The sequence below is a fragment of the Acinetobacter halobius genome (assembly GCF_044130335.1).
Taxonomy (GTDB): Bacteria; Pseudomonadota; Gammaproteobacteria; order Pseudomonadales; family Moraxellaceae; genus Acinetobacter.
This window is the reverse complement of sequence record NZ_JBIQOD010000003.1, coordinates 136676-154706: the sequence shown is the minus strand read 5'-3', so window position 1 is coordinate 154706 and position 18031 is coordinate 136676. Positions and strand designations below refer to the sequence as shown.

19 protein-coding genes are annotated in these 18031 nt (G+C 40.6%); 10 read left to right on the top strand and 9 right to left on the bottom strand.

Going from position 1 to position 18031, the window contains the following annotated elements:
* The first annotated feature begins 14 nt into the window (after positions 1 to 14).
* A complete protein-coding gene (locus tag ACE01U_RS04560; RefSeq protein WP_395578810.1) occupies positions 15 to 236 on the top strand; it encodes a hypothetical protein in 222 nt (73 codons plus the stop codon).
* Between the two features lie 175 nt (positions 237 to 411).
* Here the strand turns inward: ACE01U_RS04560 and ACE01U_RS04555 are convergent, their stop codons facing one another.
* The 3 genes from ACE01U_RS04555 to ACE01U_RS04545 form a co-directional block, all read right to left on the bottom strand.
* On the bottom strand, positions 412 to 897 hold the full coding sequence (locus ACE01U_RS04555; protein ID WP_086207634.1) for an Lrp/AsnC family transcriptional regulator: 486 nt from the start codon (positions 895 to 897) through the stop codon (positions 412 to 414).
* A gap of 216 nt (positions 898 to 1113) precedes the next feature.
* On the bottom strand, positions 1114 to 2478 hold the full coding sequence (locus ACE01U_RS04550; protein ID WP_395578809.1) for an amino acid permease: 1365 nt from the start codon (positions 2476 to 2478) through the stop codon (positions 1114 to 1116).
* Positions 2479 to 2697: 219 nt separating this feature from the next.
* Positions 2698 to 3555, bottom strand: coding sequence for an alpha/beta hydrolase family protein (locus ACE01U_RS04545; protein WP_395578808.1), 858 nt, complete (start codon positions 3553 to 3555; stop codon positions 2698 to 2700).
* Between the two features lie 123 nt (positions 3556 to 3678).
* Here ACE01U_RS04545 and ACE01U_RS04540 point away from each other — a divergent pair, with 123 nt between their 5' ends.
* Positions 3679 to 4137: a hypothetical protein gene (locus ACE01U_RS04540; protein ID WP_395578807.1), complete on the top strand. Its 459-nt coding sequence runs from the start codon at positions 3679 to 3681 to the stop codon at positions 4135 to 4137.
* 63 nt (positions 4138 to 4200) lie between these two features.
* On the opposite strand, the gene ACE01U_RS04535 is transcribed toward ACE01U_RS04540, so the two are convergent.
* Together ACE01U_RS04535 and brnQ are read right to left on the bottom strand one after the other, a co-directional pair.
* The gene (locus ACE01U_RS04535; RefSeq protein ID WP_086207630.1) at positions 4201 to 4437 is read right to left on the bottom strand and encodes a hypothetical protein; all 237 of its coding nucleotides are present in this window, start codon (positions 4435 to 4437) and stop codon (positions 4201 to 4203) included.
* A gap of 493 nt (positions 4438 to 4930) precedes the next feature.
* Positions 4931 to 6217 carry a branched-chain amino acid transport system II carrier protein gene (gene brnQ / locus ACE01U_RS04530; RefSeq protein WP_110974147.1) on the bottom strand — a complete coding sequence of 429 codons (1287 nt, stop codon included), beginning with the start codon at positions 6215 to 6217 and terminating at the stop codon, positions 4931 to 4933.
* Positions 6218 to 6567: 350 nt separating this feature from the next.
* Between brnQ and map the strand changes: the two genes are divergently transcribed.
* Positions 6568 to 7362: a type I methionyl aminopeptidase gene (gene map, locus ACE01U_RS04525; RefSeq protein ID WP_086207628.1), complete on the top strand. Its 795-nt coding sequence runs from the start codon at positions 6568 to 6570 to the stop codon at positions 7360 to 7362.
* 307 nt (positions 7363 to 7669) lie between these two features.
* On the opposite strand, the gene ACE01U_RS04520 is transcribed toward map, so the two are convergent.
* The gene (locus ACE01U_RS04520; protein ID WP_086207627.1) at positions 7670 to 8578 is read right to left on the bottom strand and encodes a LysR family transcriptional regulator; all 909 of its coding nucleotides are present in this window, start codon (positions 8576 to 8578) and stop codon (positions 7670 to 7672) included.
* Positions 8579 to 8679: 101 nt separating this feature from the next.
* Complete coding sequence (locus ACE01U_RS04515) at positions 8680 to 9123, bottom strand: phosphohydrolase (RefSeq protein WP_395578806.1); 444 nt, start codon at positions 9121 to 9123, stop codon at positions 8680 to 8682.
* Positions 9124 to 9185: 62 nt separating this feature from the next.
* On the opposite strand from ACE01U_RS04515, the gene ACE01U_RS04510 reads away from it, so the two are divergent.
* Positions 9186 to 9512, top strand: coding sequence for a hypothetical protein (locus tag ACE01U_RS04510; protein ID WP_086207625.1), 327 nt, complete (start codon positions 9186 to 9188; stop codon positions 9510 to 9512).
* Between the two features lie 54 nt (positions 9513 to 9566).
* Here the strand turns inward: ACE01U_RS04510 and glnG are convergent, their stop codons facing one another.
* Both glnG and glnL read right to left on the bottom strand, forming a co-directional pair.
* Positions 9567 to 11048: a nitrogen regulation protein NR(I) gene (gene glnG / locus ACE01U_RS04505; protein WP_086207624.1), complete on the bottom strand. Its 1482-nt coding sequence runs from the start codon at positions 11046 to 11048 to the stop codon at positions 9567 to 9569.
* Entirely contained in the window at positions 11035 to 12144 is a 1110-nt protein-coding gene (gene glnL, locus ACE01U_RS04500; protein ID WP_004696555.1) for a nitrogen regulation protein NR(II), read from the bottom strand. Before glnL ends, glnG begins: the two co-directional genes overlap by 14 nt.
* A gap of 351 nt (positions 12145 to 12495) precedes the next feature.
* Here glnL and rimO point away from each other — a divergent pair, with 351 nt between their 5' ends.
* The 6 genes from rimO to ispC all read left to right on the top strand — a co-directional run bounded on the left by rimO (position 12496) and on the right by ispC (position 18031).
* Positions 12496 to 13839, top strand: coding sequence for a 30S ribosomal protein S12 methylthiotransferase RimO (gene rimO / locus ACE01U_RS04495; protein WP_395578805.1), 1344 nt, complete (start codon positions 12496 to 12498; stop codon positions 13837 to 13839).
* A gap of 43 nt (positions 13840 to 13882) precedes the next feature.
* Entirely contained in the window at positions 13883 to 14611 is a 729-nt protein-coding gene (pyrH, locus tag ACE01U_RS04490) for a UMP kinase (RefSeq protein WP_086207622.1), read from the top strand.
* A gap of 79 nt (positions 14612 to 14690) precedes the next feature.
* Positions 14691 to 15245, top strand: coding sequence for a ribosome recycling factor (frr, locus tag ACE01U_RS04485; RefSeq protein WP_086207621.1), 555 nt, complete (start codon positions 14691 to 14693; stop codon positions 15243 to 15245).
* An 8-nt stretch (positions 15246 to 15253) separates the two neighbouring features.
* Positions 15254 to 16009 (top strand): polyprenyl diphosphate synthase, encoded by a 756-nt coding sequence (uppS, locus tag ACE01U_RS04480; protein WP_086207620.1) that lies wholly within the window; start codon positions 15254 to 15256, stop codon positions 16007 to 16009.
* Entirely contained in the window at positions 16010 to 16834 is an 825-nt protein-coding gene (locus ACE01U_RS04475) for a phosphatidate cytidylyltransferase (protein WP_086207619.1), read from the top strand.
* Entirely contained in the window at positions 16835 to 18031 is a 1197-nt protein-coding gene (gene ispC, locus ACE01U_RS04470; RefSeq protein WP_395578804.1) for a 1-deoxy-D-xylulose-5-phosphate reductoisomerase, read from the top strand.

Sequence of the window (18031 nt, the reverse complement as noted above, 5' to 3'; positions counted from 1 at the left end):
AAGGTTGTTGTGAAATGCCCAAACAATCTCGATTCCTCTGTATTGGTGGTTTCCTCAATGGAACTCAAGTCAAAGACCAAGGCGGTAGTTTCGTCTGTGTCGAAAACGCTAAAAACGTGACTTATCGAAAAATGGAAATTTTCCATCAAGACGCATGGGACCATGACTACTATGTGTGTGAAACGACAACAGAGCAACAAGCTAGGAATTGGGTTTATGACATTGAGCCCAATTAATTTCGATTCATTTGGAAAAATCCAAAAAATAGAATACGACACGCGGATGTTGTTAAATAATAGACATTAAAAAGCCCCATTTTTCAGGGGCTAGTCGTATAGCTCGCGCCATACTCATATAAGGCTCATCTCATACTAAGTATATTAAAGCATATTCCTTAAATATTTTCAGCTCTTATTCAATGAGGGTTAAATCTGCTTTGTTTTCAAGTTTTAATGGACGTAAGGCAAAAATAGACCGCGTATGGCGCACACCTTTCATGGAGTATAAGTTCTTACGTAAAAAGCGTTCATAGTGTTCTGCATTTTTTACAGCGACTTTGAGTAAGTAGTCATAATCACCTGTGACTAAGTGCGCCTCAACGACTTCAGGCATATAGGCCAGTGCTTCACTAAATTGCTCCAAAATTTCATCATCATGGCGCTCAAGTGTAATTTCAATAAAAAACAATTCATTAATCCCAATCGCTTTGGGATTGATATTGGCAGTATAGCCTTCAATAATCTTTGCATTTTCAAGACGTTTAAGCCGTGTCCAACAAGGGGAGGAGGAAAGACCAACTTTTTCAGCTAACTGAGTCACAGTCAAACGCCCATCTTGACGAAGTTCTGACAAAATACGGCGGTCAATTTTATCTAAAACATGGCGATTGTCATTCATGTGCAATTCCTGCTAATAATTTTCTTTATAAATGATTTTATGTGAAAATATTTCTCAAAAATACTTTGAAACAAGCAAATAATAGAGAAACTATTGAAGCGTCTTCTGATTACAATAAGCTTATTCAATCAAAGTCATTTGGGAGATTGGCTTTGATTTGTAAATAACACCATTTAAGGGAAGGGTGCCTTTACATGGTGTTATTTACGCACTTATTTACAGTATCTTCTGCTTCATTCGCTTTTGCTTAAACCAATAGGTAAGCGTTAAACATCCAATCCAGAGTGGGATCAATGCCACCGCAATACGCATATCAGGTGTCAGCCACATCACTACTAAAATCCCTAGCATAAATATAATGCAAATGTAATTACTTAACGGATACATCAGCACAGGGAATAAAGTCGGCTTTTTCAAAGCCAGCATGTGTTGCTTGAACTTTAAATGAGTCAGTGCCAACATCATCCAGTTAATTACAATGGCTGAAACCACAAGACTCATCAGCAATTTAAAGGCTTTTTCTGGAAAAATATAATTCAGTATCACACAGATCAATGTCACCAGTGCAGAGCATAAAATAGCAGCATAAGGGATACCGCGCTGGTTAATTTTCTTTAAGAACTGTGGTGCATTGCCTTGCTCAGCAAGTCCCAAAAGCATGCGACTGGTGCCATAGCTGGTGCCGTTATATACCGAGATGGCTGCAGTTAAAACTACAAAGTTCAGTACAGTTGCAACGCCTTGACTGCCCAATGAGTCAAAGATCAACACAAAAGGACTACCACCTTCTGCAATTTGATTCCATGGAAATAAGGAAAGCAGAACAACAATGGTCAGTACATAAAACAATAAAACACGATAGACAATTTGGTTTACGGCTTTAGGAATAGTTGTCGTTGGATTTTTGGTTTCTGCCGCAGCAATACCGACCAATTCAATTCCACCAAAAGAAAACATAATGATGGCCATTGCCATGATTAAGCCTGAAAGACCATTAGGAAAGAAACCACCTAGAGCCCATAGGTTGGAAATGGAAGCGGTTTCGCCACCTTGCCCACTGGTAAGCAACCAAGCCCCATAAGCAATCATGCCAATGATCGCGAGAATTTTAATCATGGAGAATAAAAATTCTGTTTCGCCAAAGACTTTGACATGTAGCAGGTTGATGGCATTGATCAGTACAAAGAAAGCAAGTGCTGAAATCCACGTTGGAATTTCAGGCCACCAATATTGGACATAGAGGCCGATGGCACTTAGCTCTGCCATGCAGACTAAGACATTGAGCACCCAATAGTTCCAGCCCGACATAAAGCCTGCAAAAGGGCTCCAAAATTTATAGGCGAAATAGCTAAAAGAGCCACTCACTGGTTCCTCAACCACCATTTCACCTAATTGGCGCATCATAAAAAAGGCAATTAAACCTGCAAGTGCATAACCTAAAATGACAGCGGGACCCGCCAGTTTAATGGTTTGAGAAATGCCTAAAAATAGACCTGTACCGATAGAGCCACCTAAAGCAATCAACTGAATATGGCGGTTGCTCAGCCCATGATTAAGCTGACGTTGCTGTTGTGCAGACATGATTCATCCATCTCTAGCACATGCGATAGACATCACATGAACTATGACTTAATAAAAATTTGTGATGGAAATATAATATTTATTTATCAATTAATAAAACTAAATTTATCAATGCTTGTGGTTTTTAGTGAAATATAGCGCTTGCTGGTTAGAATTAAACCAGTTCAGACATTGAGTGCTTGAACTGGTGTAATACGTGAGGTCGTGATTTATATGAAGTTAAGCCTGCAGTTGTGCTGCAATTTCGGGCCATAAGTTTTGGTGGGAACGTTTAAACATGGCCATGTGACCAATGCTTTTGTGCCCATAAGCCTGTGGTTTTAATTCAATATGTTCTGTTTGTGCATTGGGATAGAGGTTAAGCAGTCCTTTGACATTGGCCTGAGTGGCAATTTCATCATCCGATGCCCAAATTGAGGTAATGGCGCAACGAATTTGATGGTGGAAGTCCTCTTGGACTGTATTTCCTATGGCATTCATGACATAACCAGGTTTGCTACAAAACTGTGCCCATTCACGTGCCACATCTTTAGGCAAGTTTTCACCCATCCCGATGGCTTGAGTTGGGCCGTAGCCCAATGTATATCGAGCAATTGGGAAGATTAGTTTAAACATGACTGGAGCGAGTAGTTTGGTGCGGCCCTTTAAGTCTTTAACGTGTCCAGTAGAACCAGCAATAGCTACGACCTTTGCTACTTTTTTAAAGTTGGGATTAATACCTAAAAGTTGCCCACCTGCACTATGCCCGAGCAAGATCACTTGAGTTGCTTGGGTTTTATCTAATAGAGCATCTACCGCAGCAGGAATATCCAATTGTCCCCACTGTACAATACTCGCTTTTGACTGTTTAAGTGGTTCGTGCAGAGATTTCCCAATTCCACGGAAGTCAAAAACCAAAACAGCATAACCTTGTTCAGCAAGCCACGATGCAAAATGGTGGTAAAACTGTTGGGTAATGCCAGTTGCAGGGCAGATTAAAATAGGAAAGGTTTGCTGCGTAGCTTGGGCAGCATAAAAGCGTCCACTGAGTAAATAATGGTCGGAACAGGTGATGTTGAGCGTTTCGTAATTCTGCATGGTTGGCGTATAGATTTAAGTTGTTCATACTTTACTTGAGTTCCAAAAAGAAACTTGTCAAATCTATGACTTTAAAGTCAAGTGGATTTGTATAGAATGGGTCGAAAATAAAAAGGAAAACACATGCAGTTTGTTGAATTAGAGATGTCAGTTAAATTCGCACTTTTATTCAGTGCAATTTTTCTATTTGTAGGCATGCTAACTGGGGTGTGGAAATATGCTCAAATTCGCCATTCGCCACAATTTCGCGCACATTATTATGTTGACATTGCTCATCGTAGTAGTTTGCTATATGCACCTGCTAGCTTAATCATTGCCGTCATGGCGGTCATTTCAGTGTGGTCAGAGCCTGTAAACATGTTGTTTGTGGGAATTAATCTATTCTTTTTTAGCTTTTCGATACTGAGCTATATTGTGCATGGTGTATTACAAGATACCAATAACCAGTTTCGTAGTCCGCACATTTTAGGCAAATGGACTTTACCCAAATCCGTCATGGTGATGGCAATGATGGCTTTGGTTGTAGGGGAAATTGTGGCAACTTTTGGATTACTATGGGGTATGTTTTTAGGTTTATTCTAAGTTGTTATGATTTTTAGTCTTGGTACTTTTACAAAGGTGGATGACTGATCATCCACCTGTTTGCTAGTCAATTGACTGTGTGGCCTTTCGGAATTTTTGGTCGACAACTGCCCATAAGTAAAAGGCCAGTGAAACGACAATAGCATAAATAAAATATTCAGCTTTAAGGTTACCTTGAATTAAGCCATGCATGATCATAATAACCATCAGGGCAATGGTGGTACTTAAATACGTCACCATATTCTTGTTTGCCTTCAGAGCGCTAATGAAGACTTGCTTGTTGAAATGTAATGATAACATCTCCATCCCTCCTTGAGTTTTTGACTAAAAACCAATGTATTTAGTCGGGTTAGTTCATACTGTTGTACTGCTAAAATTTGAGTTGATCAAGAGCAAAACAAACTATTTTTCAGAAAAATTATGCTATACCAATCAAAATATAAGTATGTAGCATTTTTTTAGCGAATAAATAGTATTTCCGTACGGTATAAGATAGCAAATAAATGTTGTGCCTAAGCTTATATGCCCATTGTATAAAGCAATATTGATGCCATGAATGGCATGATAGGATGGGCTTTAACACGTTTTTTGTTTTCTAATTCTAAATTTATAAGAGATATGAAGTGCTTGGTATACGACTTTAGCGGTGTATGGTTTATGTATAGAAATGTACAAAAACTGATGTGAGCTAAAATGAAACAATATATGTCCATTTGGATAAAATGTGACAAATATTGATCATAATTAAAATCAGGTTTGGGTAAAACAAGATTTTAATGACATCAGTTTGTGTTTACTTTTTCACTTTGTCGATCACAACTGCAATGATAAATACAATGAGTGATGGAATTAGCCATGCAAGATTTTGTTCCGCAAGTGGCAGGTGAGTGAGGGCATAAGGAAGTTCAAAGTTGGCCACTTTTAAACCATCAAGAATACCAAAGACTAATGAAATAGCTGTAACTGGTGCAATTACACGTCTAGGATGGTTAAAGTATTTCCAGCCAAAGCTCAGCATAATCACCACAATCGCTGGTGGATAGATTGCACTTAAAACAGGCACAGAAAAGGCAATCAGTTTGGTTAAACCTAAATTGGAAATAACAAAAGAGAAGCCAATCAGGATGAAGACCCAAGTTTTGTAGCCAATTTTAGAAATTGAGCTGAAATATTCGGCACATGCGCAGGTTAGACCAATTGCAGTAACCATACACGCAATGAAAATCATACCTGACAGGAAAAATGAACCTAAGTCACCAAATGCATGTTGAACATATGCATGCAGGATCACTGCACCATTGCTCGCATTTGCTGCGACTTCGTGACTTCCGAGGCCAAGTTTGAATAAGCTTAGATAAACTAAAGTTAAGCCAATACCAGAGATAATACTTGCAATCACTGCATAACGTGTAATTAGCTTAGGGTTGCTGACCCCACGTGAACGAATGGCTTGAATAATTACAATACCAAAAACCAGTGCACCTAAAGTATCCATGGTCAGGTAACCATTGACAAAACCTTCAGAAACAGGGCTATCAATATAGTTGTTAATGGCTGGTGGAACAAAACCTGTTGGAATCACCATTGCGGCGATACCTAAGGTGGCTAAAGATAAGATCTTTAACGGAGAAAGTACATAACCAACCGTATCTAAAATCTTGTTTGGATACAGTGCAATGAGAGTGACGACACTAAAGTAAATTGCACTATAGATCAGCAAGCTGCTACTTGATGTTCCAAGATAAGATGAAAAACCTATTTCATAGGAAACGGTTGCTGTGCGTGGTGTTGCAAACAGTGGTCCGACAGTTAAGTAACATGTAATGGTTAAAATGAGACTGGCTATTTTACCCAATGGCGAACTTAAAATCTGAATCGAACCCTCGACACGAGATAGTGCAATAATAGTGATGACAGGTAAGCCTACAGCGGTGATTAGAAAACCAAACGCTGCTAGCCAAACATGTTCACCCGCTTGTTGAGCCACAATCGGTGGAAAGATAATGTTGCCCGCACCAATGAAGAGTGCGAAAGTCATAAAACCCAAAGCAACAATATCCCGAGTACGGAGACTTGTCATAAAAGGGAGATCGAGTTGAACAAAGGGGACGATTTTAGTGCATAAGTGTATTTTTGGCTAATTTATTTCATGGGTAGTATTAAATTTTTTTATAAGATGAAAAGTGAATATATCAACACGTAAAAAATGGGTTGATATATGTGTTTGATTATCCATTTTAAAATAGAAAAATTATAAATATTAAAAGCTTGGGTTTTAATATTTTGATCATCCAATATTGTAGTTTGAGTGGCTTAAAACTATACAAATTATTTTCAATATGAGGCTTTACTATCGCAAGACGATTTAAGTTTGAACAAAAACAATGTGAAAAGGACTATACTTGCGACTTCATAATTGAGGGTATTTCAATGCGTGGCTTAAATGTGAGCATAAAAACTGAACAAGATGTAGAAAAACTGCGTATATCTGGTCGTTTGGCTGCCGAAGTTTTAGCGATGATTGGTGAGCATGTGAAGCCAGGCGTTACGACGGAATATCTAGATGATATTTGTCATGACTTCATTGTAAATACTCTAAAAGTAACGCCTGCCAATATTGGTTATCACGGTTATACCAAGACTACCTGTATTTCACCAAATGAAGTGGTCTGTCACGGCATCCCATCGCCGAATGTTGTATTGAAAGATGGCGATATTATTAATATTGATGTGGCGATTATTAAAGATGGCTACTTTGGTGACACTAGTCGTATGTATTACGTGGGTACAGTAAAGCCAGCAGCTAAAAAGCTAGTCGATACGACTTATGAGGCGATGGTTGCAGGTATTCATGCTGTGAAGCAAGGTGCAACACTTGGTGATATTGGTTATGCCATCCAGACAGTTGCGCACCGTGAAGGCTATAGTGTGGTACGCGAGTATTGTGGTCATGGTATCGGTAAGGTGTATCACGAACAGCCAAGCGTATTGCACTATGGTCAACCGGGTAAGGGAATGCAGCTTAAAGCGGGCATGGTGTTTACCATTGAACCGATGATTAATATGGGTAAAGCACATGTCAAAGAACTTAAGGATGGTTGGACCGTTGTTACAGCAGATCACTCTTTGACTGCGCAGTGGGAGCATATGGTACTCGTGACTGAAACAGGTTTTGAGTTGCTGTCTCCTTGGCCTGAAGGCACGGGCAGTTATCCAGAAATTTAACTTGATGTTTTGTGTGCGGTTAAATTTTAGACTTTGGTCTAGCTTTGTGGTCTAAAAGCTAAATTAAGTCTTAAAAGCAATAACTGATATTTCTAAGCCCCTTTATTTGTCGCATCTTTGATGCTTTTTGATTAAAACTTATACATGTAAGCTATTGGTCTGGACTTTATGTTTTCACTAAAATAGTTTCCAAGATACTCGCTGTAGTTTCTTATTTTTGAAAGTTTATGAGCTTATCCACCTCGGTTAAGCTCTTTTTTTTCCAAAAATATTTATTTTTTAGGCATTGAGTCTATATTGGCTTGGTTTAAAGGGACTTATTTGAACTCAATTGATCAATTAAATAATCAATAAACACGCGGACAGCAGGCAGTAAACCACGACGTGAAGGATATACTGCATGAAAAATACCATGCGGTGCTTTCCAGTCGGGCAAGACACGAACCAGCTCACCACTTTTTACCATATCTTGTACGATGCTGTCTGGAAGTAAGGCAATACCGCAGTTTTTACGGACTAGTTGAGCCAACATGCTTAAATCAGAGCCCATCACTACAGGGTTTACGCGTATTTTCTTTTGTTGCTGTGCATCATTATGTACGATGATGTGTTGATCTAAATGCTCATCGACCATACTCAAAATATGATGTTGGCTTAAATCTTCGGGTTGTTTCAGTTCGCCAAATTCATTCAAATACGCTTGGCTGGCAAATAAATGCTGTTCGATGTTCTCAAATTTGCGAATCACTAAACTTGGATCATCATCTAAGTTAGAGCGGACACGAAGAGCAATATCAAAACCTTCATTGATAATGTCAACTCGGCGATTGGTCACCATCATTTGTACTTTGATTTCAGGGTAGGCTTTTAAGAATCCTGGGAGAATACGTGCAATTTCATTTTGTGCAATTGAGACAGGTAGGCTGAGTTTGATCACACCACGGGGTTGTAAGCTGAGATGATCGACCAAGTCGTGTGCGGCTTGTGCAGCATTCATCATCACTTGTGCATGACGGTAAATGTTCATCCCGATATCGGTCACTGCGAAATGTCGAGAACTGCGTTGAATGAGGCGGACCCCTAAGCGTTCTTCAAGATTATACACGCGTCGACTGAGCTTGGATTTGGGAATGTCTGTTGCGCGTTCTGCTGCACTAAACCCGCCATGTTCAACCACTTGAGCAAAACAATAAAAATCATCTAAATCGCTTAACATTCACCATGTCCATTTGTGCAACGATGTGCTTAATTAAAAAGTGATCGTTGCGATTTGTCAATTTTGAAATTGTAGAGATTCAATTAAAAAGACTTAATTATTCAAGATGTTTCACTGTGTTTTTTTGCTTGTTCGAGTATCTCAAGTACCATTTTATATTCCTCAAAACGTGCAAAGTCGCGAGATGTTGGATTGTTTATGCGCGCAAGGTTCATATTGTCTAGCACATCAACATATTTGACTTGGGTTGCAAGAGGGTTTAATACAGTGCGTTTGGTTGCTTCCAAACGGGATTCGCCTGTTTGTTTGGTGAGGGCTTGTATGGCTTGAATAATTTCGGTACTGAAGCCAAGCTCTTTTAAGTCTTCAGCAGTCGTTGCGGTATCTTCCAAAATGTCATGCAACACAGCAATGATTTGTAGGGTGGGATTGGAAAATTGCAACATGAGGCGTAGTGGATGCAGGATGTAAGGTTGTCCAGCCTTATCGAGCTGTCCTGCATGTTGAGTTGTAGCCAATACAATGGCATTTTCCAAAGTCGACATGATTGTTCTAGGCACTTTATCCTATGCTAAACTTCGCAGCATCTTTGTTTAAAAACTAAATTATGACTTACCAATTGATCTCATTAGACTGTGAAGCGACAGATCCTGTAGCGTGTCCACACTGCCAACAACAGGTGATTGATTGGTCACAAGAACAGTATGTTCAGCCCTGTGAACATACCTTATTTATTGCAATGGATATTGGCTTTGAATATATCACAGATGAGTTTGAAGTGACTATGCAGCGCAGTGTTGATGATCTCCATGCACATGATGATCAAGTCATTATGTTTGAAGAGTTAACGCAAGCCAGTTACCCGAAATTTATTATATTAAAAGCACCACTTGGTGTTGAAGGTTATTCACGCTATTTAGGCTTCACGGCTTAAACAATAAAAGCGCCATTGTGGCGCTTTTATTTTGAGTCAGTTATGAAGCTGCTTTTAGTTTTCTAAAGCTTCTTCTTCACTTTCATCATCTGCGGTATCCATACCGAGTTCTTTGAGTTTGCGGGTGAGAGTGTTACGCCCCCAACCGAGTAACTCAGCCGCATGCCGTTTACGGCCACGGGTTTGTTGTAGCGCAGCAATGATTAAAGTGCGTTCGAACATCGGGGTGGCGATATCGAGAATTTTCATCTCGCCATTTTTTAGCTTCTGTACAGCCCATTGACCCAATAACTCATCCCAATGATGAACTGCAATACGGTCTAGATTATGTGCGGACTGCGCATCTTCACCTGAGCGTGTAATTGGAATTTGCTTCAGTTCTGATGGTAGATCTTCAGGATAGACTTCACGTCCTGTAATCATGACTGTTAGCCAGCGACAGGTGTTCTCGAGTTGACGTACGTTGCCTTGCCAAGGTAACTGTTGCATATATTCTTGCGTTTCTGGGCGAAGGATTTTAGGGCTTACACCTAATTCTTTGCCCGCACGTGCCAAGAAGTGCTGTGCCAACATAGGGATGTCTTCGCTACGATGTGCCAGTTTTGGAATGTGAATACGAATCACGTTCAGACGGTGATATAAGTCTTCACGGAAGCGGCCATCATGTACCAGTTTTTCTAAGTCTTGGTGTGTTGCTGCGACAATACGGACATCTACTTTTACTGGAATATGACCACCGACACGGTAAAACTCGCCATCAGCCAGTACCCGCAGTAAACGCGTTTGCGTTTCAAAAGGCATATCGCCAATTTCATCTAAAAACAGCGTTCCGCCATTGGCTTGTTCAAAGCGACCTTGTCGTTGTGTATTTGCCCCTGTAAATGCACCTTTCTCATGACCAAAAAGTTCTGTTTCAATCAGGTCTTTTGGAATCGCGGCCATGTTGAGTGCAATGAAAGGCTTGCTGCTACGTGGTGAGTGGCGGTGTAAAGCATGTGCAACCAACTCTTTACCTGTACCAGATTCACCATTAATCAGCACGGTAATGTGTGACTGAGACAAGCGACCAATCGCACGGAAAACTTCCTGCATGGCAGGAGACTCGCCAATGATCTCGGTCGATTGAATCGGTTGTACCGTTTTTGCTGATTCTTGCTGCTGCATTTTGGTGATGTGCAAAATCGCACGATTCACTAAAGCCAAGGCTTCATCAATATCAAAAGGCTTAGGTAAATATTCAAATGCACCTGTTTGATAACTTGAAACAGCAGATTCCAGATCGGAGTGAGCCGTCATAATAATGACAGGTAGGTCAGGATAGTTAGCTTTAACTTTCGCTAAAAAAGTTAAGCCATCAATGCCGGGCATACGAATATCAGTCAAAATCACATCGGGTGCATCTAAACTGAGTTGGTCTAAAGCGGATTGAGCTTCTTCAAAGCTTGTGACGTCAAAACCTTCTTCTTTGAACGTTTTTTCCAGCACCCAGCGCATGGCGCGATCGTCATCAATTACCCATATTTTATTTCGCGACATGGTTTAACTCCCAAGGTATATATAAGCTAAAAGTTGTTTTTCCGGGAACAGATTGGCATTCAATCATTCCGTTATGTTGATGCATAATATTTTGCGCAATACTTAAACCCAGTCCTGTGCCTTTAGCACGACCCGTGACCAGTGGGTAAAACACGGATTCTAAAATTTCTTCTGGAACGCCTGGACCATTGTCTTCGATATCAATCCGTACCACGGAACGTTGCAGTACACCATTGATGGTCACTAAACGTTGAATACGGGTGCGTAACATGAGTTCAGGTTGGTGGTCGACAAAGAACTCTTTATTTTCAGTCATGGCTTGCACTGCATTGACGCTAATGTTCAACATGACTTGGATTAGTTGATCACGATCGGCCATCACTTCAGGTAATGACAAATCATAATCACGGGTGATCTTAATTTTCTTTTTGGTTTGGTTGGTAATGAGTGAACGAACACGCTCTAAGGGTTCATGTACATTCACCAACTCATAACTTGGGAGCTGACGAGAACCAAGCATGGTGTCTGCTAAATTACGTAAGCGATCGACTTCACTAATAATAATATCAGTGAACTCGCTGTATTGCGGATCATTGAGACTACGTGCTAACAGTTGTGTAGCACCACGAATCCCGCCCAGAGGGTTTTTAATTTCATGTGCAACACCGCGAATGAGTTGGCGTGCGACTTGATGTTGTTGTAAAAAATTTTCTTCCTTGGAAATTTTGAGCATTCGATCAATCGGATTGATCTCAATTAAAAGCAAAGGGTGATAGGGTTTATTTGAATTCAGCTGTGACACTGTATAGTCAACATGAATATCTTTAAAGTTAACCTTTATAATGGCTTCACGACGGGTGTAGTGTTGTCCCGAGTTTAAAGTATTGAGAAGTGCTTCTTCTGTATTGAACTCATCATTGGGCGCATGGAGTAAATTAAGCGCAGGTTGGCCAGAGGCACGTAAAAGACTGATATCAAATAATGCTTCGCAAGAGGAATTTAAGTAAAAAATATTTAATTTACTGTCGACCAATAAAATCGCAGTGGTCAAATTGTCCACTAAAAGTCGGTAGTCGATAGAAATAGGGTGATCCATTAGCGAATGTATCCTGTATTAAAATAGCGCAATGGCATCTTGATAAAGCATTAAGCGTTCCAAATAGCGGACTGAATTGATGCAAATTAAGCAAAATGCACGCCAACTTTGATTTTGTATAGTGGAATGAGCACACTTTTTTTGCGGAATGCGCTGTAAATGAACGATTGGCTTAAGATATAGCGGATTCTAAAAATCAAGTAAACCGAAAGTGGTTTAAAATGGTGCGTTATTTAAATTTTACTACACTATTGGCTTTATTTTAGTGCATTGCACAAAGAGTATGGAATCGACCTATTTTTATAAACAGAAAAGACATACAATACGCGCATTCTAGTGGAGCGCAGATTCATGAAATCCCCCAAAGTCGGTTTTGTTTCTTTAGGTTGTCCTAAGGCATTGGTTGATTCCGAACGAATTTTAACTCAGTTGAAGACTGAAGGCTATGATGTGGCATCAGATTATGATGGTGCGGATTTAGTCGTTGTAAATACCTGTGGTTTTATTGAATCTGCAGTGCAAGAGTCTTTAGATGCCATTGGCGAAGCCATGAGTGCGAACGGTCGTGTAATCGTTACGGGCTGCCTAGGCAAAGACGAAGACAAAATTCGCCAAATGCACCCAAATGTCTTAAAAGTGACAGGGGCTGCAGCATATCAAGAAGTGATGGAAGCCGTGCACCAATACGTGCCTGAGCCACCAAAACACAACCCATTTATTGACCTTGTTCCAGAACAAGGGATTCGTTTAACCCCAAAGCATTATGCGTACTTAAAAATCTCAGAAGGGTGTAACCATCGTTGTACCTTCTGCATTATTCCAAGCATGCGTGGTGACTTAGTGTCTCGCCCAGTCGGTTCTGTTTTAGAGGAAGCGGCTGCGCTGAAACGTGCGGGTGTTAGAGAAGTACTCGTTATCTCCCAAGATACTTCTGCTTACGGCCTCGATACCAAATACAAATTAGACTTCTGGAATGGTCAACCTGTTAAGACAAAGTTCTATGACATGTGTGAGGCCTTAGGTCAACTGGGTATTTGGGTACGTTTACACTATGTCTATCCATATCCACATGTGGATGCAGTGATTGACTTGATGGCACAAGGCAAAATTTTGCCTTATTTGGATATTCCATTCCAACATGCAAGTCCAAAAGTTTTAAAACTAATGAAACGACCTGCACATAGTGAAAATACCCTTGAGCGTTTAAAGTTGTGGCGTGAAAAATGTCCTGACTTGGTGATTCGTTCAACCTTCGTTGTGGGTTTCCCTGGCGAAACTGAAGAAGATTTTGAAATCTTACTTGAGTGGTTAAAAGAAGCACAACTGGATCGCGTAGGCTGCTTTACCTATTCGCCTGTTGAAGGTGCAACAGCAAACGACTTGCCAGATCATGTGCCTGAAGAAATTAAGCAAAAGCGTTATGAACGCTTTATGGAAGTGCAACAGGCGATTTCTGCTGCAAAACTTCAAAAGCGTGTTGGTCAGAAAATGACGGTGCTGGTCGATGAACTGGACGAAGAGTTCCCAGTTGCGATTGCACGCTCATACGCAGATGCTCCTGAAATTGATGGCAATGTCTTTGTGGAAGACATTGATAAAAGCCAGATTAAATCAGGTGATTTGTTAGAAGTCGAAATTACCGATGCAGATGAATATGATCTGTATGCACAATTGATTTCGATTAAATCGAATTAAGACACAAATAAAATTTTAAAATTTAGATATTGGAGTTATTGCGATGTTGGATTCTAAAAAACCACGTTTTGAGCGCATCTTGCTGAAACTTTCTGGTGAAGCATTGGCTGGAAATAAAGATATGGGGATCGACGCACAAGTGCTTGATCAGATGTCTTTGTCGATTGCTCACTTAGTTGGTTTGGGTGTGCAGGTCGGAATCGTTGTGGGTGGTGGTAACCTGTATCGTGGTAGTCAATTACAGAAAGATGGTTTGGTTGGTCGTGTAACGGGTGACCAAATGGGTATGCTTGCAACCGTGATGAATGGTTTGGCTCTACGCGATGCTTTGGTACGTCGTAACATCAAAACCCGTTTAATGTCAGCACTTCCAATTGGTGCAGTGGTTGAATCATATTCAAGCCGTGATGCAATTCGCCACCTGACCCAAGGTGAAGTATGTGTGTTTGTAGCAGGTACAGGTAATCCATTCTTTACTACAGATACAGCAGCATGTTTACGTGGTATTGAGATCGAAGCAGACCTTATCTTGAAAGCAACGAAAGTTGACGGTGTCTACAACAAAGACCCAAGTAAATATGATGATGCAGTGAAATATGACAGTCTGACATTTGATCAAGTGCTAGATGAAAAATTGGGTGTGATGGATTTAACAGCGATTTGCTTATGCCGTGACCATAATGTACCGCTTCAAGTCTTTGATATGAATAAAGCAGGTTCACTGCTTTCAGTGGTTATGGGTGAAAAAGAGGGTACTCACGTAACGAACTAATGTACGTGACCTTGAAAGCTCTCTATACTACACACTATTTTAGAATTTATATCTTTTCGAATTAAGTAAGGAAGATCACATGATTAACGATCTTAAAAAAGACGCAGAAGACCGTATGAACAAGTCACTTGACTCGTTAGAGCATGGTTTTGCTAAGGTTCGTACAGGCCGTGCGCATCCATCTATCTTAAACGGTGTAATGGTTCCTTACTATGGCTCTGACGTGCCATTAAACCAAGTGGCAAACGTGGGTGTTGAAGACTCACGTACACTGTTGGTTCAGCCATTTGAACGCACAATGGTTGCAGCAATTGATAAAGCGATTCGTGAATCAGACTTGGGTTTAAACCCAATTACAGCTGATGCGATTCGTGTTCCTATGGCGGCGTTGACTGAAGAAACGCGTCGTGACATGCAGAAAGTTGCACGTAACGAAGCAGAAAATGCAAAAGTTGCAATTCGTAATATTCGCCGTGATGTACTGGGTGATATCAAAGCATTATTGAAAGAAAAAGAAATTTCTGAAGATGATGAGCGCCGTGCATCTGATGATATTCAAAAAATCACAGATAAGTTTGTTGCAGAAGTGGACAAACGTCTTGCGACTAAAGAAGCTGAGTTGTTGAAGGTCTAAACTTTATAATGACCGATTCAGAAGACAACCTTTCTCTTCCAAAACATGTTGCCATCATTATGGATGGCAACAATCGTTTTGCCAAAAAAAATGCTTTACAAAAGGGGGATGGTCATCGTGAAGGTAAGAATGTCCTAGATCCGATTGTTGAGCATTGTCGAACAAAAAATATAGAAGCATTAACCGTTTTTGCTTTCTCGAGTGAGAATTGGAAGCGCCCCCAAGCTGAAGTCGATTTGCTCATGAAGTTGTTGGAAGATACTATTCATGAACAACTGCCTCGTATGCATAGATATCAAATGTCTTTGCGTTTTATTGGTGATCGAGCAAAATTATCCCCGCAATTGCGTGACTTGATGTTGCATGCTGAACAAGAGACTGCTAATTTCAAGGGCATGACTTTAACCATTGCTATCAGTTATGGTGGGATGTGGGATATGGCACATGCTGCCAAGCAAATTGCACTTGCTGTTCAATCTCAAGCGTTAGATCCTGAGCAAGTTGATGAACAATTGTTTGGAAAATATGTCAGTTTGAGTGACTTACCCGCTGTGGATCTATTGATTCGAACAGGTGGGGATTTTCGCTTATCGAACTTTATGTTGTGGCAAGCATCTTATGCAGAGCTTTACTTTACTCCAACGCTTTGGCCGGAGTTTAGTGTGGAAGAGTTTGATGACGCCTTGGCTGTATTTGGTGGTCGTGAACGTCGTTTTGGAAAAACGACTGAACAAATTCTACAAGATAAAATTGAGAAAAAATAAATGTTAGAGCGGATTATAACCGCATTGGTTTTGGTGGCCGTTGTATTGAGTTGTATGTTTGCAACCCAGTCACACTATCCAATGTTTGTGCTGATGATTATTGCGGCAGGGGTTGCAGGCTATGAGTGGTTTAAACTCATGCCCCGCACAACAAAAAATGTAAATAAGCCTCTTGCATGGGGTTTTGGTCTGTTAACCGCAGGCTTAGCAACCTTGGCTTTATATTTTAATGATATCGCACTGTTGCTCTGGGCGGCGTCTATTCTCTGTTGGCTACTAAGTCTTTATTGGGTGAAAACTTATCCGCAATACGATGCTTGGTATAACTCAACACTAAATGTTATTGGGATCGTACTTGTTTCTTCTGCAGTGACCGCTATTTTTGCATTATGGAAAATGTCGCCTTGGTGGCTCATGTATCTGTTTTTGTTGGTGTGGGGTGCTGATAGTGGAGCATATTTTGTTGGGCGAAAACTGGGCAAGCGTAAGCTTGCACCTGAAGTCAGCCCAAATAAATCATTAGAAGGTCTTTATGGTGGTGTGATTACTGCCATGATCATCGTGGTTGCAGTTGAAATCCTCTATTTAAACTTAACTTATGCACAGCATTTATTGTTTCTTATTTTATCTGTAGTGACAGTATTTAGTTCAGTGTTGGGTGATTTGTTTGAGTCCATGATCAAGCGTCGTGCTGGAATTAAAGATTCAGGCCGTATCTTGCCAGGGCATGGCGGTGTGCTCGACCGTATTGATTCCCTACTCGCTGCTGCACCAATCTTTGCAGCAGGTGTATATGTGTTAAAACTCATTGGCGTAGATTTGTAAATGTCACAATCAGTTTGTATTTTGGGTGCTACTGGGTCAATTGGACAGAGCACCTTAAAAATATTGCAGCAACATGCTCAACGCTATTCAGTATTTGCGGTTACGGCTCACAGTCGACTTGGTGAGCTTGTTGAAATATGCCAACAGTTTCATCCTAAAATTGTGGTGGTTCCCCAAACTAAAGTTGATGAGTTGCGTCAGCTTTTAGTTGCAGTCAATTTACAGGATATTGAAATTCTAGCTGATGAAGCGGGATTGATTGCAGTTGCTGAGCATCCCGCAGTTGATATTGTGATGGCTGCTATAGTTGGAGCAGCAGGCTTAATGCCGACGTTGGCAGCGGTTAAAGCAGGCAAGCGGGTACTGCTTGCAAATAAAGAAGCTTTGGTAATGTCTGGTGACATCATGATGCAGGCTGCTCATGATCATCAGGCATTATTGCTTCCTGTTGATTCTGAACATAATGCAATTTTTCAGTGTCTTCCACACAGTTATTTAGATACTGAGCGTTCAGGACAACCCAAACTTGGCGTTTCGGGGATTTTGCTTACAGCATCAGGAGGCCCTTTTTTAAAGCATAGTTTAGATGAGCTTCGAAAGGTAACTCCTGCGCAGGCGTGTAAGCATCCGAACTGGTCGATGGGGCAAAAAATTTCAGTAGATTCAGCGACGCTGATGAATAAAGGTTTGGAATTGATTGAAGCGTGTCATCTTTTTTCAATTGAAGAACATTTTGTTACAGTAGTCGTGCACCCACAGAGTATCATTCATTCCATGGTGCAGTATGTGGATGGATCAACGTTGGCACAAATGGGTAACCCAGATATGTGTACGCCGATTGCGCATGCTTTAGCATGGCCTGAGCGTATTGAAACACATGTACCTGCTTTGGATTTATTTAAAAATCATCAGTTAGATTTTCAGGAACCAGACACTATACGCTTTCCATCATTGGGTTTAGCGCGTCAAGCGATGAAAACAGGTGGTACGGCTCCAGCAATTTTAAATGCTGCTAATGAGGTAGCCGTTGCTGCATTTTTGAATCAACGGCTTGGTTTTATGGATATTCCTGCTATTGTTGAACACACTTTAAATACTATCCAATATCAAGCTGCAACAGAACTTGATGTTATTTTAGAAGCAGATCGAAACGCACGTCATGTTGCTCAGCAATATGTGGTGAATATAGGAATTTAA